Source organism: Enterococcus sp. DIV1096b, from assembly GCF_050498765.1.
In the GTDB taxonomy this organism is placed as follows: Bacteria; Bacillota; Bacilli; order Lactobacillales; family Enterococcaceae; genus Enterococcus_D; species Enterococcus_D entomosocium.
The window spans coordinates 1,627,690-1,643,099 of record NZ_JBMHEK010000001.1; the positions used below are offsets into that span (position 1 = coordinate 1,627,690).

A 15,410-nucleotide genomic window follows, 5' to 3' on the forward strand; every position below is an offset into this window, starting at 1 on the left:
CTGAACACCTACTCCAAGGCAAGAGGAGTGGAAGCAATGATAGAAAAAAAGAAGATCGATTGGCTGCTGATCATAGCTTATTTGCTATTGAGCCTTATCGGTCTTTTAATGATTTATAGTGCAAGTTCTTATCGTTTATTAACGAGAGATCAGCCGCCAGCAAGCTTATTTATGCGTCAGCTTGTCTTTCTGTTACTCAGCTGGGTGCTCCTTTTCATTATTCAGCGAACACGGCGTGAGATTCTGCTCAGTAAATATTTAGCGATCGGTCTGTTGGCATTTGGCGTCTTTACTTTACTATTGGCACGTTTGCCGTTTTTCGGTGTTTCTGTCAATGGAGCGCAACGATGGGTCTCGATTGTAGGGATACAATTTCAGCCCTCAGAGATCGTGAATGTGGGCATGGTCTTATACCTTGCTCATTACTTTCAATCAGCAAAAACTACCTTGCAGGAAATGAAACGTCCGCTTTTCGTTTTATTTTTGTGCTGTGTGTTGATCCTCATTCAACCAAAAGTAGCCGGCGTGATGATTTTACTTTTCTTGGCTTTTATCATGATTACCACGGTTCAGGTACCCGTTAAACTCACGGCTCTTTTGTTTGGCGGGTTATTAATCAGTCTGTTCTTGGTTGCTATGTTGATCCTCTTTTTAGGAAACAATGATTTATTGCCCCACATGTTTATGCATGTGTATAACCGAATTCGATTAGTGGGAGATCCATTTTCCGACCCATATAATCAAGGATTCCAAATGATCCATTCCTACTATGCTTTGTTCAATGGTGGTCTTACGGGCCTTGGTTTAGGAAATAGCATCACCAAGAAAGGCTTTTTACCAGTAGCAGAGACTGATTTTATTTTCTCCGTTTTAGTAGAGGAATTAGGGTTGATTTTCGGCATTTTTGTCATCGCTTTATTATTCGTAATCATTTTACGTCTGTTTATACGATCAGCGGCAATCGCAAATCCTCAGATTGGCTTAATATTATTGGGAACCAGCACGTTGCTGTTATTACAAACAAGTATCAATATTGCCAGTATTTTAGGGTTGATGCCGATGACGGGGGTACCTTTGCCATTCATTAGTTATGGTGGCTCCAGTTACTTTATTCTTTCATTTGCCTTCAGTTTATGCCTGAAACTAGAACGAGAGGAGGGTATACTTAATGAAGTTCCTCAAACGACATGAAGCAAACTATGCTTTATTGCTGCCGATTTTCCTGCTGTTTTTGTTAAGTATCTGGGTACAACATCAGGCTTCTGTGATGGATGGCAATGATCCTTCAGGGATTGTTTTTCGGCAGATCCTCTTTTGTATCCTTTCGGCGATTGCTCTTTTTGTAACGAGTTTGATTCCTACGAATTTACTCCTCCGCTTTTCTGGTCTTTTGTACTTACTATCACTTGGTTTGATGGCCTCTCTTCATTGGTTTTACGATCAAACGATGTTTGAACAAACGCACACCAAACGGTGGATCAGATTTGGTGCGTTTACGATTCAGCCTTCTGAGTTTATGAAAGTGGCCTTTATGCTCTTTATGGTCTATCTCACTTTAGTCTATGAGAAACGTAAAGCAGAACGAACAATCAAATCCGATTTGATCTATGTTACTAAGATCCTGCTATACAGCTTACCCACATTTTTATTGATGTTTATGCAGCGGGACTTTGGAACGAGTTTGGTGTTTATCGTGATGTTAGGTGCCTTATTCATCATTTCCGGTGTTCATTGGAAAATACTGACCGTCGTGATCGGTTTGATTGCCGCTCTTGGTGCTATTTTGTTGCTACTCGTATTCACGGAATGGGGCAATCGTGTGTTGTTTCGCCTTCACTTTTCACAATATCAATTGGATCGGGTGAGAGCCTGGGCAGATCCACTCGCGTACCAAGATTCCATCGCTTTCCAACAAGTCCGCAGTATGTGGGCGATTGGTTCTGGCGGCTTATTGGGGGCACCTGATACCCATACAACGGTGTATGTGCCGGTTCGGGAGTCAGATATGATCTTTACAGTCATTGGAGAAACGTATGGCTTTTTAGGAAGTACTTTAGTCATCTTCCTTTATTTCTATCTGATCTATCAAATCATTTTTGCTGCTTTAAAAACAAATAACAAAGCATCGGTCTATATTGCGATTACCTATGTGTTTGGTTTGGTTTTTCAAATTTTTGAAAACATCGGAGCGGCGATCGGTTTGCTGCCTTTAACCGGCATTCCCTTACCATTCTTAAGTCAAGGAGGAACCTCTCTGATTGCGATCAGCATTGCTATGGGAATTATCTTTGGGTTAGACAAATTTCCGATAAAAGCCAAAAATAGGTCGTATCCATTAAAAGAAAGTAGGGGCTTAACATGAGTAAAACAGCAAAAAAAGGAGTGATAGGCGGAATACTCTGCAGCTGTTTTGCATGGCTGTTTTTCCTCGTTGCATTAGAACCGCGCTGGTTCCAAAGCATCGACAACCTGTTTTCCCAGTTGCCTCAATGGCGGACACCTGCTGTGGAATCGCTTTTTCTCCCACTTGCCAGTACGGCTACGATCATTCCCATAGCTGTCGTTCATTTCCTGTTAGCAAGTATTTTATTTATGCGCAAGCAGCGGTTAGAAAGTCTTTGGTTGATGGGGAATATGATTGTGATCAGTGGTGTTGGTCAAGTGATCAAGAAAGTAGTTGATCGACCGAGACCGGATTTTGCTGACAGTATGGAACGGGCATCAGCAAGTTTTCCGAGTGGACATACATTATTAGCGACCACGTTGATTATTTCTCTCCTCTTTTTCTTGGGGCAAACAGTTCCTGCCAAAAGAGGCAAGCGTCACTTTATCCAAAACATGGCCCTATTTCTAGGATTGATCTATTTGTTGCTGATTATGATGAGTCGGTTGCTATTTGGGGTTCACTATCCCAGCGACTTGCTAGCAAGTATTTTATTGGCAAGTGGGATCAGTTATATCACCTATGCTTTCGTCTTTTCAATCAAAAAATATGTACTTAGGGGGAGATAAATTGAGTACAGCAAAAAAACTAATAATCATTTTCCTGGTATTGCTGACCGGAATTATCTCAGCAGGAACTGTCTATGCGGTTAGGGTGTATTTTCAAGTAGAGGATGTTGCCCACTCGATCCATCGTCCAATCGAAGGACGAGAAGAGGCGGAAGTCATCGAAAATGCCGAGCCTCTGAGCCTTCTTTTGTTAGGGATCGCCAATGACTCTCGTCGCAAAACCGATTTTCGCGCCAACACCATCATGGTAGCAACGTTGAACCCTGCCACAAGAAAAACCACCCTCACGAGTATTCCTAGAGATGCTTATGTGGAAATCGTGGGACAAGGGTACCATGATAAAATCAATCATGCCCATTCTTTTGGTGGGGCAAAGATGATGATTGAAACCGTCGAACAATATCTTGATATACCGATCCATCATTATTTCTCCTTAAACATGGATGGGATGGCAGATCTTGTTGATGCAATTGGTGGCATCACGGTTGAAAATGAATTTGCTTTTACTGCTGAGAAAATCGATTACCCAGAGGGGATCCTCGATTTAGATGGCTGGGAGGCGCTTCAGTATACTCGTATGCGAAAGGATGATCCAGAAGGTGACTATGGCCGTCAGCGCCGTCAGAGAGAAGTGACTGAGATTCTGGCAAAAGAGTTAGTTTCACTTTCCAGCGTGATGCGGATTCAGGATCTGCTAACGATCATTGGAGAAAATGGCGAAACCGATCTAACTTTTTCGCAAATGAGTCAATTATTTATCCAATATCAATCAGCATTAGGGACTGTCGAGTCTTACCAAATGGCTGGCAGTGGGTTCACCGGCGATGGCTTCAGAGGAGAATATGGAATTTCCTATCAAGAAGTAACGCCTGAAGAGCAACAGACGACGAGCCAACGTTTAAAAAATGAGTTGTTGATTGATTAACGTCCTGGCTTAGAAACAGAACCAGTTCAATTTTGTTCTTCAAGTATTTCGTAATTAGAGTTGACAGCCGCTTTTCCTCAGGATACTCTTTAGTCAAGCAATGCATTACGGCTTAATAACAAGAGTTTGTTTGGAAAAGAGTTGTCAACTCTATTTCTATTGTTCCACCCTGTCGCTAAGTTATTACAAGGAGGAAAAGTATGAAGATCGTCTTTAAAGACCAATTACCATCTGATTCAAATCAAGTACTCGCTTTGTATGAGGGAGTTGGCTGGAGCGCCTATACTAAAGATCCCGAGCGTCTTTTAAAAGCGTTAGCCCACTCAGAGGTGATCACGGCCTATGTTGAAGAGCAGCTAGTGGGGCTTATCCGTTGCATAACCGATGGACAAACCATTCTTTATATTCAAGATCTATTAGTAGCATCCGAGTTCCAAGGTCAAAAAATTGGTCAGCGATTACTCAAAAAAATGCTGGCGAATCATCCATCAATACGGCAAAAGGTTTTGATTACGGACAACACAGAAAAAACGCGTCATTTTTATGAGGCGTGTGGCTTTTCCTCTGTGGAAGAGCAGCAAATTGCCGCATTTATCTATTCAGCAAAAAGCGAATAAGGAATAAGAAAATCGATGTGTCACTGAGAATATTTTTTTAGTTGCGTTGGGTTTTAAGAAGGAGTGGAGAAAAATGAAGATGCGCTTTGCGTTACTTTTTTTGTGTCTCTTTATTGGTGTTGGCGCTTGTGGAGGAAGTCTATTGGCGTTTAAAAGCATTGAGCCGTTAAGCAAAGGGGAGACATTTGCTGGTTTGGAAGCGGCCATGCTGCAAGGAACACCCTTCACGACCTTCTTAATTCCCGGCTTGTTTTTGTTCGCTATCTTAGGTTTGGGTAATCTGATTGTTGTTTTCCTCTTGCGGCTTAACAAAGGGTACCACGGGGTAATGCTTTTAGGCATGAGTTTAGTTGTCTGGATCATCGTGCAGGTCATCTTATTACAAGAATGGAATGTCTTGCATGTGATTTTCTTTTTGCTAGGGTTGCTCCAGTTTGCTTCAGCAGTCTACTTTGTCAGACGGTTGCATATTCCGTTGCCGTTTTCAGCTCATCAAAATTGATTAGATTCGAGATATAGAGATGAAAAAAATTAAATTAATTGAAAGTTTGCTATGAAAAACATGGATTTTTGAAAAATTCTTCTTGAAATCATCCTTCGTTTTTAAAATTATGCTAAACTGAAAGAAGTTGAATTACTTTCTAGAATCAGGAGGATTTATTATTGGAGTTTCTTAAAAAATCAAAAATTTTTGCAGGTCTAGTGATCGTCTGTCTCTTAGGGATCGCGGTCTGGATCTATTCAAATATACTGTTTGTCTTTCGACCACTGGAAGCCATCTTTTCTAGTGTCTTTTTACCAGTATTGATTTCAATTTTTATTTTTTACATCTTTTTACCTTTCTTTAATTGGGTAAAAAAAAGAACGAAAAAGAAAAGCATTGCGCTATATTCGACATTGCTGCTGATCGTTTTTGCAGCGTATTTGATCGTTCAGGTGATTGGACCAGCATTAGCCTATGAGATGGGGCGTTTTATCAATCAAATTCCCATCATCATCAATTTGGTGATCGATACTATTGATCATTCTTATTTAGAAGAATTATTTGGTCCTTTTATTGATTCGATTGATATTTCCCAAGCTAGCAACTTTGCCTTACAGTTTATTACCGGGGCAACCAATAGTCTGACGAGTTTGATCTCCATCGTTTCTCATTCAGCGATCGTCTTGTTTACGATCCCACTGTTATTAGTGTATATGTTTAAAGACGGTGAGAAAGTTCCTGATTTTTTGGCAAGTAAGACACCGAAAAACTATCAAGGCTTAATGCGACAACTTTGTAGTGATTTTCATCAAGCAGCGTCAGCGTACATCGGTGGGAAATTGCTGGTTTGTTCTTATGTTGCGGTTTCAAGCTATTTCATTTTTTCTTTGCTAGGCTTACAAAATGCCTTACTATTAGGATTAATTTGCGGCGTTCTGGACATTATTCCTTATTTCGGCCCCTTTATCGGAGCAGCACCAGCCTTTTTATTTGCGTTAAGTCAAGACATTCGAACAGCTATTTTTCTGATTGTCGGAATCACGATCATTCAGTTAGGTGAATCATATCTTGTTTCACCATTAGTGATGAAAAAAGTATTGCATATCCATCCAATCATTGCGGTTTTCTTATTATTGATTGCCGGCAACTTGCTTGGATTTGTAGGCATGATTGTGGCACTGCCAGTGTATTCGATCGTGATGGCAATGTCTGGTACATTGTTGCGTTTTTTTCAAGAACGAAAATTAGAACGATCTGTAATTGATAAAGATTCATTATAACGAAAATGTTCTACCTTGCTGTTGGAGCGGTCTCCATCAGCAGGTTTTTTTGTTTTTAAGCACTACGTAGCAAGGCCTAAAGACAAATGCTATACTTATTGAAACGAGAAGGACGATAGGAGTGAGGAAATGAAGGTTTTATGGAACGATCAAATCGTTGATCGAGAAGCGGTGAAAATTGACATTGAAGATCGCGGTTATCAGTATGGTGACGGAATCTATGAAGTGATTCGAATCTATAATGGTCGCTGCTTTATGTTAGGGGAGCATATGACTCGCTTAGAAAGTAGTGCGCAAAAAATTAAACTGACGTTGCCTTATACAATTCCCCAATTAACTGAAAACCTTAAGTTACTGGTTAAAACCGAAGGAATCACAGAAGGAGAGATCTATCTTCAAATCACCAGAGGAATCGCCTCTCCCCGCAATCACGAGTTTCCGTCTGCTGGAGCAGTCAAAGGAGTCGTGACCGCAAATGTGATCCCCTTTGAACGACCTCTGGAAATGCAGCATGCAGGGCTAACTGCGACCGTTCTTCCAGATGAGCGTTGGTTGCATTGTGATATCAAATCATTGAGCTTGTTAGGAAATCTGTTAGCGCTAGATCAAGCGATCGAAGCGGGGTTCGATGATGCACTCCTGCAACGAGATGGATGTTTCACGGAAGCTTCGGCATCAAATCTCTGGTTTGTCATTGATGGTATCGTCTATACACATCCGGATGGACGCTTGGTATTACCAGGTATCACGAAAATGAAGGTGCTACAGTTGTGTCAGCAATTAGAAATTCCTTATCGAGAAGAACCTGTCCCTGTTGAGGTACTAAACAACGCGCAAGAATGTTTTTTGACCAATTCTGTCTGGGAAATTGTGCCTATCGTCAAAGTAGATGGGAAATCAGTTGGCGATGGTACATTGGGTTCGATCACGAAACGTTTGCAAGCAGCCTATATCGCTGCTACAAAGAGTATGTGCGAATCCTAGTTAACAAGCAAAAGAAACGATTCAAAAAAACTTTGGCCCACCCAGCATGTTTTATAGCTAGGTGGACCAAAGTTTTTTCTTGGATACAAGTGCAGATTTTACCATTCACTAGGATTCCACAATTTTCCGTCAAGTTCTCCTTGTTTCAATTCGATTCGAATTTCTTGCTGATGAAGCAACTTCTCTAGTTCTTGCAAAAATGCTTTTTCGTGATAGTCAGCTGTTTCTTTTATTGACTGCTCTATCAGTGGCTTCAGCCATTCGTGATCCATCACAGCACCTCCAATTCAGTTAAAGCGTCTTCTAATTCGGTCAATGTTTCATGGTTTTCCTGCAACAGGGATAGCAAAGGAGCAAGCTGCGGTTTTTCAGAAACCAAACGCGCCAGCTTTTCGCTAAACCATTGTTGCTTTTGATCAAATGTAAAGGGAGCCGGCATTGATAACAGTTGCTGATAGGCAATGACAAAGGCTCGTTTCTCTTGTTCTGATTTATACATCAGTTGATCGAGGACAACGATGGGGAGTACCGTCATTTGGTGTTTTTTTGCCATGAGTACCAGTGGGTGCAAAATTTCATTGAAGGTCGTATTTTCTCGGCCGCCTAGCTGAAATTCTTTGGCGGCAACGCCGGTAGAAACGGCGAAACTAATTTCCTTGCCCACCAATGCAGGGGCACATTTTTCCCAAACCGTATCGATCCAAGCTTTCATTTTTGCTGGAACGCTGTACCAATATAGGGGGAATTGTAGAATCAAACGATCGCATGTTTGCAACAGCATCCGTTCATTGGCGAGAGAAAAATCAGAAAGATCATCAAGGAAATGCATGGTGACGTTAGGAAGCTTGGCACTTTCACTAAAGAATCGTTGGGAAAGCGAATTGTGGAAATCCGGATGGCTGGCTACCACTAAAGTTTTTATCATGAGACTGATCATCCTTTCCTATTACATTTACCATATTTTACCAAAAAGAGAAACTAGTCTGCTTTTCTTTTTGTCGAAGTTCTTCTCTTTTAGTTTCGTTTAAGGTACTTCTTTTATACTTGTTATAAGAAAAAGCCAGTAGCGGCTTAAGCGTGATAGAAATGGGGGAATAGAGGATGGAATCAAATGATCCCTTGATGAAAGGTCTAGCAACTATAATAAGGATCGTTGCAAATACAGTGAACTATGTCGAAAATGGACTTGCCAATTGCAAACAACGAATTGATGGAAAGCGTCATACGAAAGAAAATGATTACGGCAACGGGCAAGAGTTTACTGAAGTGACTGTCTACAGATGACCGATGCAAAGAAAATAACAAAGATGGCTCACTCCTCAAAGGGTGAGTCCTTTTTTTTATTTCAAGCCATTCATCATCAGTTTGTACTTTTGTTGAGGGAAGGTATAATGAGTAAATGAAGCATAGTGGAGACGGAAGAATGAAGCAATAGTAGAGAGGAGAAGCAGGTGATGAATCATTTATATAAACGAATCCAATACAAAATTCCAGAGCTGAACCGAGTAGAAAGAACGGTCCTTAACTATTGTTTAAGGGCGCCCGAGAAAGTTTCAGAAATGACGGCCGATGAGTTAGCTTCCCAAACGTACACCAGTCAAGCGACGATCAGCAGAATGGCAAAAAAGCTTGGCTTTACCGGTTTTCAAGAATTCAAATTTTCACTGAAGAATTATCAAACTCTTGAAAAAAAATCATCTACTCAAGCTTCTCTTGGTTTATCCCCACTGATCAAGCAAATGATTGACCAGCTGGCGGCATCCTTATCAATGATCGAAGAAGCCGACTTTCAGCGTGCCGTGGAAATGCTTCAGCAAGCACAACGAATCGAATTTTTTGCTTTAGGGCAAAGTGCGCCGGTTGCATTATCTGCGAGTCGAAAGTTGCGGTTCTTAGGAAAAACGGTTGGCGCTTCAACGGATTGGGATGAATTGACAACCATCGCTAATCAACTATCAAAAAAAGATATGGCTATTTTTATTAGTCATAGTGGGGAAACAATCGGGATGCTAAATTATGCTAACCGGTTGAAACAAAGAGGTGTGCCGATTTTAGCCTGTATTGGTCAATCAACAAGCACGTTGGAAAAGCTTGCCACCTTCTCTTTTTCTGTTGAAATGACAACGATTTATCATCATGAAGTCGATTTGAGCCCACGGATCTCTTTAGCAGCGTTACTGGATATTTTAATTATTCAATACGCCAATCAAATCGAACCAGGACTTGATCCTGAATGACCATTCCATTTTGTGAATGGTCATTCTTGTTTTGGTAACTGTATTGTAAGCCTTCTTGATATCGTTTACATTTTAAGAGATAAAAGTGTTAGGAGGAAATGATATGCAAAAAGGAAAGAAAGCAAGCTGGATGGAAATTTTTCAAGGACTTGGGAAAACATTTATGTTGCCAGTCGCTTTACTCGCATTCATGGGTTTATTTTTAGGGATTGGTAGTTCATTTTCATCTTCTTCAACGATCGACGTTTTCCCATTTTTAGGTGCTCCTTGGCTCCAAGTGGTTTTTCGTTTCATGTCAACGATCGGTGGGTTTGCCTTTAGTTACTTACCCGTCATGTTTGCGATGGCGATTCCTTTAGGTCTAGCACGAAAAGAGAAGGGAGTTGCGGCATTTTCAGGCTTTGTGGGCTATGTCGTGATGCATTTATCCATCAATTTTTATTTACAAGAAACGAATCAATTAGCTACTGCAGATCAACTTCGAGAAGCAGGACAAGAGATCGTTTTTGGCATTCAAACATTATCAATGGGTGTTCTAGGTGGTATTATCGCAGGATTGATCGTTTATAAATTGCATATGCGCTTCTACCATTTTCAATTGCCAGATAGTTTTGCCTTCTTTTCAGGAGCCCGGTTTGTTCCAATCATCACCTCGCTTACTTTAGCTGTGGTCGGGGTGATCATTCCGATGATTTGGCCATTGTTTGCTATGATCATCACAGGAATCGGACATTTGATCCAACAAGCTGGTCCTTTCGGTCCGTTCTTATTTGGTTCAGGTGAGCGCTTATTACTGCCATTTGGGTTACACCATATTTTGGTTTCCATGATTCGCTTTACCGAAGCAGGGGGAAGTCAGCTGATCGATGGTCAGCAAGTCTTTGGGGCGTTAAATATTTTTTATGCGGAATTACAAAACGGTTTAAGCATCTCACCAAGTGCAACGGCGTTCTTGTCTCAAGGGAAAATGCCAACCTTTATGTTTGGCTTACCGGCAGCAGCATTAGCTATGTACCAGACGGCAAAACCTGAGAATCGTTCAAAGATAAAAGGCTTGTTGATTTCAGGCGTCATTGCAACTTTTGTGACAGGAATTACTGAACCAATCGAATTTTTATTCTTATTCATCAGCCCTTTATTATGGATTTTTCATGTCATCATGACAGGTGCTGGATTTATGGTAATGAGTCTATTGGGTGTCACGATTGGAAATACCGATGGGGGCGTGCTTGATTTTCTTATCTTTGGCGTGATGCAAGGCGCATATACAAAATGGTGGCTCGTTCTGATCGTAGGAGCTTGCTGGTTTGCCCTGTATTACTTTGTTTTTAAAACAGTGATCCTTCGCAAGAACTTGAAGACACCTGGTAGAGAAGAGAACAACGATCAAACGAATGAGTTGGAAGAGGAAATGACCTATTCTGGAAAGAGTGGCTACGATGCCCATGGTATTTTGGCAGCTTTAGGGGGAGCAAGCAATATTGATTCTTTAGACAATTGCATTACCCGGCTACGCCTCGTTCTAAACGATGGTACATTGGTTGATGATGAACGGCTAAAAAAACTAGGTGCGCTTGGGGTCGTTCACTTAGATGATACGAACGTTCAAGTAATCATTGGAACGAAAGTAACAACAGTCAGAAATCAACTTGATGCGATTCTTTAGCAAAATTGTCAAGTAGTAGGAGTGAAGAAAATGTTTTTTGATGAACCAATCAATCGTAAAGGAACCCAGTGTACTCAGTGGGATTATGTGGAAGACCGTTTTGGTGAAAAAAACTTGTTGCCATTTACGATTTCCGATACGGATTTCAAGGTGCCAGCTGCAGTTGAAGCGGCACTTATCAAGCGGATGCAGCACCCGGTATTTGGGTATACACGTTGGAATCACAATGAATTCAAGCAAGCAGTCTGCAAATGGTATTCTGAACGCTTTAAAAGTAGGATCGACAGCGATTGGCTGGTCTACAGTCCTTCCGTCATGTATAGCATCAAACTACTCGTCACCTTACTCAGCAATCCAGGAGATGGGATCATTATTCAGACGCCAGCGTATGATGCGTTTTATAAAATGATCAAAGAGAACAAAAGAAAAATCGTACCTAATGCACTCATCTATGATGCCAACTCGTATCGCATTGATTTTGAAGAGCTAACAAGATTGATGGCACAGCCTGAAAACAAAGTTCTTCTCTTATGTAGTCCTCATAACCCAACTGGGAGAGTCTGGCAAAAAGATGAGTTGCAACGAATGATCGAATTGGCGAAAACCCATGATGTATTTATCATCTCTGATGAGATTCATATGGATATTGTAAGAAAAGGACAAAGGCATCAACCAATCATTGATTTGTTGCAAAAAAATGTAGCCCTTGTTACTTCGGGTAGCAAAACGTTTAATTTCCCAGGGTTGATTTATTCTTATGGAATCATTCCTGACTCCAAATTGCGTGATCGCTTCTTAACTCAGTTAAAAGAAGCCGATGGGTTGAGCTCCACCAGTATTTTTGGCATGACCGCAACGATTGCTGCCTACGATAATGAAAGTAAGTGGGTGGATCAGCTCAATGACTATCTGGATGATAACATTGCTTATGTGATTGCTTATTTACAGGAATATCATCCAGAACTCGTGGTCACGAAAAGCGAAGCCACGTATCTTATGTGGATTGATTGTACAGCACTGGATTTAACGATGGTGGAATTGCAGCAACGAATGATTCGTAAGGGAAAAGTCGCGATTATGTCAGGGGAAATCTATGGGAATGAAGGGAGAAATTTTTTACGCCTAAACGTTGGCTGTTCGCGAGAAAAACTCATTGATGGATTGAACCGATTCACATTGAGTTTGACATAACAAAAAAGAACCCACTGAGCAATCAGAAAGATCCTGTATTCTTTCTGATCGCCAGTGGATTTTTTAGTCTTTCGTCCTGTGGGGAGTTGATGTAGTAGTAGCGGGGATTGGTTCAACGACATGGAAATAGCCTTTTTTGTCTTGAATGATCAGCATATCTTGCTGACTCTGGCTCTTGATGATTTCACCTTTAACAATTTCGTTGGTGACAGTCCGATAAATACTTGCAGTCATGCTCATTCCTCCCAACGTTTTTTCCCAACTGGTCTTCAATAGGGGGACCAGTACAAATCAATTGCTTGATTTGTACCAGCAAGGAAAAAGAAAACGAATTGGTATCTTTAGTATAGGAGAGCAATGTTTAGATTGCTGCAATTCCATGTAAAGATTTTGTTAATTCTTTTATTTTCAACGATTGACTAATCGGCTAAAGAAAAACGCAAGGCCATTTTATTACTGCCAGACTCCACCATTTTTCCTAGTAACGTTGTTGCATTTTTTAAATACAGTTCGGCCATCTCAGCGTTGGCTTCTTCAAGCAGACGAGTAGGCTCCTTTTCAGCGGAAGCTTTACGATCAGTTTCTTGTTGGATGCGGCGACAAGCCGCCATCGTTTCCATTTCAAAACGGTTGGCAAGATCACTATAGCGATCGTAGTCGCTGTCCCCAATCAACGCCAAGGTGCGTCCTAACCAATAGCTATTTGTTGGATCGTAGGTCTTTGTCGTATCACAATAGCCAAGTGGGGTCTTAGTGATAGCTGCATAAAAGGGCACAACGCCGTTGAAGGTATTGGGGCCAAAGGCGAGCCAATGAATGCCAGCGATTGCTGCAGGCACGTGGTTGCGGATCTGCAAAATATGGACTTGCTGGTTGCGATTGAGAGCAATCGATCGAAATTGTGTTTTTTGTGTCTCGGTCCCTGTACCGTAAGGGTCAAAAGGCGTATTTTGGAAGTGGGAGCTCAATGCCCATTTTACATCTTCCACGGATAGCTTTTGTTTTGGGTAGCATACAAACGGGAGCTCTTGATCGATCGGTTCAGCAACTGTTCCGCTAAAGTGTTTTTGAATGTACCATGCCCGCGGGTTGTTGTAACGGGTATCTTTTTCTGAGGAGCTGCCAAAAATATGGCGTAGATTAATGCCTTCAAAATCAGGATTTAATTGATAGTCTTCAATCAACTGTTCGAGATCCTGCGAACACAACGTCATTTCTGAGGCGAAATCGAAGTGATCAATGTTTAAGCGATTGGGTGCCACGACATAGGCATCATCTGGTATGCGAACAGCTGCCCAGTGATGTCCACCGATGGTTTCCATATACCAAATTTCCTCGGCATCAGAAAACGCGATCCCGTTGGCTTCGTAGGTCCCATAGGTTTCTAAGAGTTCCCCTAGGCGAAGAACACCTTCTTTAGCGGAATGAATGTAAGGCAGTACAATGCTGACGAAATCAGCTTCCCCGATACCATCTTCCACATATGGATCAATGGCCAAAACGCGTGAATTGGTCGTAATCGTTTCTGTCGCAGTCATGGCGATATTTACTTCATTGATTCCTGAAGCTGCCCAGACTCCTTGGGATTCATCTGCTTCAGGTGTCGAAGTATAACGTAAGGGATCCTTAGGTAAACGGATTCGACAGCCGCTTAAAACGGCGTAAAATTCATTTCCTTGCTGTTCTGGAGTGATGACGACGAATTTTTGCGGTTCCGAACCGCTCCCTGAATCTTCATTACGGGCAATCATGGTCGAGCCGTCAATCGATGCTTTTTTTCCTACTAGTAAAGTGGTACAGGACGCTTTTTTTCTATCCATCTTTCCAACACTCCTTCATTTCTTCTTACGAATGATTGAAGCTAGTATACCCATAGTCACATGGATTTACAATGCTTTCTATAGAGGGGAACAAAAAAATTTCGCCTTTTTTATTTATTTTTAGTACAATAAGGTGTTGTAAAAAAAATCAAAGGAGCCATTATTATGAAGAAAACAGTAATTTTTAGTTATATTTTTTTACTAAGTCTGGTTTTTGCCGGATGTGCCAAACCATCGATGGATGCGGGTAACTCCTCTAGTGACTCTTCGTCAGTCCAACAAAATGCCGAAGAGCGCACTGCCCAAATCAGCTTCAATAATAAAAGTGAAGAGCAAGACCAGGAGATCGAAACCAAAACCGTCACTTTTAAAGAAGGGGTTTCTTTGATGACTATCATGAAAGAGAACTTTGACTTGGAAGAAAATCAAGGGATGATCACCAGCATCGAAGGTTTAGCCCAAGATGAAAAAGCTGGCTATTATTGGACATATACGATCAATGATGAAATGATTACGACTGGGGCAGATGATACCTTTTTAGGAAACAACGATAAAGTGGTTTTCACCTATGAAAAATTCGAATAAACCACTTGTATTTGCTGGAAAAGAAATTGCTTATTTAGGGTTGCTTGTAGCAGCAGCCGTCGTCGGCAGGACACTTTTTCAACCCTTACCCAATGTTCAACCAATGACGGTGATCTTTTTATTAGTAACCATCCATTTAGGTCTTAGTCGTGGATTGATCGTTTGTCTGCTCTCGATGCTGATTACCAATTTTTACATGGGAATGGGGGTATGGACGATTGCCCAATTGATTAGCTATGCCGTCGTAATTTTTGGAATGTATCTATTATCAAAAAGCAAACTGTTTATGAAAAAGTTGTATTTACAAGTCATTTATAGTGTATTTGCAGGTTTTGCGTATGGCTTTGTGATTTCTTGGATCAGTGTCAAGCTTTATGGGTTTCCCAGCTTTTGGGCTTATTACTTTCAAGGATTGAGCTTTGATGCGTTGCATGCAGCGGGGAATGGCATCTTTTATTTGATGCTGGCACCGATTTTTCTGCGACTTTTCCAACACTACTATCCAAATAAAGACAGCGAAGGGCACTAAGCGCCTCGCTGTCTTTTTGCTTGACTCAGCAGTCGTGGTGACAAAAACATCTATGTCTAGAGAAAAAGTCTTTGATGATC

The 15,410-nt window shown here is 41.3% G+C and carries 18 protein-coding genes; 14 read left to right on the forward strand and 4 right to left on the reverse strand.

Going from position 1 to position 15,410, the window contains the following annotated elements:
* The first annotated feature begins 36 nt into the window (after positions 1-36).
* The 8 genes from IGJ17_RS07735 to dat all read left to right on the forward strand — a co-directional run bounded on the left by IGJ17_RS07735 (position 37) and on the right by dat (position 7,302).
* On the forward strand, positions 37-1,191 hold the full coding sequence (locus IGJ17_RS07735) for an FtsW/RodA/SpoVE family cell cycle protein (RefSeq protein WP_008381965.1): 1,155 nt from the start codon (positions 37-39) through the stop codon (positions 1,189-1,191).
* A complete protein-coding gene (locus IGJ17_RS07740) occupies positions 1,169-2,362 on the forward strand; it encodes an FtsW/RodA/SpoVE family cell cycle protein (RefSeq protein ID WP_005236186.1) in 1,194 nt (397 codons plus the stop codon). Before IGJ17_RS07735 ends, IGJ17_RS07740 begins: the two co-directional genes overlap by 23 nt.
* Positions 2,359-3,012: a phosphatase PAP2 family protein gene (locus IGJ17_RS07745; RefSeq protein WP_005236185.1), complete on the forward strand. Its 654-nt coding sequence runs from the start codon at positions 2,359-2,361 to the stop codon at positions 3,010-3,012. Before IGJ17_RS07740 ends, IGJ17_RS07745 begins: the two co-directional genes overlap by 4 nt.
* A 1-nt stretch (position 3,013) precedes the next feature.
* Positions 3,014-3,937, forward strand: a complete 924-nt coding sequence (locus IGJ17_RS07750) for an LCP family protein (RefSeq protein WP_034878590.1) — start codon at positions 3,014-3,016, stop codon at positions 3,935-3,937.
* Between the two features lie 200 nt (positions 3,938-4,137).
* Positions 4,138-4,554: a GNAT family N-acetyltransferase gene (locus IGJ17_RS07755; RefSeq protein WP_005236183.1), complete on the forward strand. Its 417-nt coding sequence runs from the start codon at positions 4,138-4,140 to the stop codon at positions 4,552-4,554.
* A 73-nt stretch (positions 4,555-4,627) separates the two neighbouring features.
* A complete protein-coding gene (locus IGJ17_RS07760) occupies positions 4,628-5,056 on the forward strand; it encodes a hypothetical protein (protein ID WP_008381958.1) in 429 nt (142 codons plus the stop codon).
* A gap of 161 nt (positions 5,057-5,217) precedes the next feature.
* Positions 5,218-6,318 (forward strand): AI-2E family transporter, encoded by a 1,101-nt coding sequence (locus IGJ17_RS07765; protein ID WP_008381956.1) that lies wholly within the window; start codon positions 5,218-5,220, stop codon positions 6,316-6,318.
* Positions 6,319-6,447: 129 nt separating this feature from the next.
* Positions 6,448-7,302 (forward strand): D-amino-acid transaminase, encoded by an 855-nt coding sequence (gene dat / locus IGJ17_RS07770; protein ID WP_142424832.1) that lies wholly within the window; start codon positions 6,448-6,450, stop codon positions 7,300-7,302.
* A 98-nt stretch (positions 7,303-7,400) separates the two neighbouring features.
* On the opposite strand, the gene IGJ17_RS07775 is transcribed toward dat, so the two are convergent.
* The gene (locus IGJ17_RS07775; protein ID WP_005236169.1) at positions 7,401-7,574 is read right to left on the reverse strand and encodes a hypothetical protein; all 174 of its coding nucleotides are present in this window, start codon (positions 7,572-7,574) and stop codon (positions 7,401-7,403) included.
* Positions 7,574-8,239, reverse strand: a complete 666-nt coding sequence (locus IGJ17_RS07780) for an NAD(P)H-dependent oxidoreductase (protein ID WP_142424833.1) — start codon at positions 8,237-8,239, stop codon at positions 7,574-7,576. The genes IGJ17_RS07775 and IGJ17_RS07780 overlap by 1 nt, the downstream gene beginning before the upstream one ends.
* Before the next feature lie 164 nt (positions 8,240-8,403).
* Here IGJ17_RS07780 and IGJ17_RS07785 point away from each other — a divergent pair, with 164 nt between their 5' ends.
* The 4 genes from IGJ17_RS07785 to IGJ17_RS07800 all read left to right on the forward strand — a co-directional run bounded on the left by IGJ17_RS07785 (position 8,404) and on the right by IGJ17_RS07800 (position 12,396).
* A complete protein-coding gene (locus IGJ17_RS07785; protein WP_016612107.1) occupies positions 8,404-8,586 on the forward strand; it encodes a hypothetical protein in 183 nt (60 codons plus the stop codon).
* Positions 8,587-8,756: 170 nt separating this feature from the next.
* The gene (locus IGJ17_RS07790) at positions 8,757-9,539 is read left to right on the forward strand and encodes a MurR/RpiR family transcriptional regulator (protein ID WP_087664169.1); all 783 of its coding nucleotides are present in this window, start codon (positions 8,757-8,759) and stop codon (positions 9,537-9,539) included.
* A gap of 103 nt (positions 9,540-9,642) precedes the next feature.
* Complete coding sequence (gene malX, locus IGJ17_RS07795; protein WP_429961215.1) at positions 9,643-11,205, forward strand: maltose/glucose-specific PTS transporter subunit IIBC; 1,563 nt, start codon at positions 9,643-9,645, stop codon at positions 11,203-11,205.
* A gap of 30 nt (positions 11,206-11,235) precedes the next feature.
* The gene (locus IGJ17_RS07800) at positions 11,236-12,396 is read left to right on the forward strand and encodes a MalY/PatB family protein (RefSeq protein ID WP_429961216.1); all 1,161 of its coding nucleotides are present in this window, start codon (positions 11,236-11,238) and stop codon (positions 12,394-12,396) included.
* Between the two features lie 63 nt (positions 12,397-12,459).
* Here IGJ17_RS07800 and IGJ17_RS07805 read toward each other — a convergent pair whose 3' ends face one another.
* Together IGJ17_RS07805 and IGJ17_RS07810 are read right to left on the reverse strand one after the other, a co-directional pair.
* On the reverse strand, positions 12,460-12,630 hold the full coding sequence (locus tag IGJ17_RS07805; protein ID WP_005236154.1) for a hypothetical protein: 171 nt from the start codon (positions 12,628-12,630) through the stop codon (positions 12,460-12,462).
* A 185-nt stretch (positions 12,631-12,815) separates the two neighbouring features.
* Positions 12,816-14,216, reverse strand: coding sequence for a C69 family dipeptidase (locus IGJ17_RS07810; protein ID WP_005236152.1), 1,401 nt, complete (start codon positions 14,214-14,216; stop codon positions 12,816-12,818).
* A 165-nt stretch (positions 14,217-14,381) separates the two neighbouring features.
* Between IGJ17_RS07810 and IGJ17_RS07815 the strand changes: the two genes are divergently transcribed.
* Together IGJ17_RS07815 and IGJ17_RS07820 are read left to right on the forward strand one after the other, a co-directional pair.
* On the forward strand, positions 14,382-14,801 hold the full coding sequence (locus IGJ17_RS07815; protein WP_142424835.1) for a DUF4430 domain-containing protein: 420 nt from the start codon (positions 14,382-14,384) through the stop codon (positions 14,799-14,801).
* The gene (locus IGJ17_RS07820; RefSeq protein ID WP_244733609.1) at positions 14,785-15,330 is read left to right on the forward strand and encodes an ECF transporter S component; all 546 of its coding nucleotides are present in this window, start codon (positions 14,785-14,787) and stop codon (positions 15,328-15,330) included. Before IGJ17_RS07815 ends, IGJ17_RS07820 begins: the two co-directional genes overlap by 17 nt.
* The last annotated feature ends 80 nt before the right edge of the window (positions 15,331-15,410 follow it).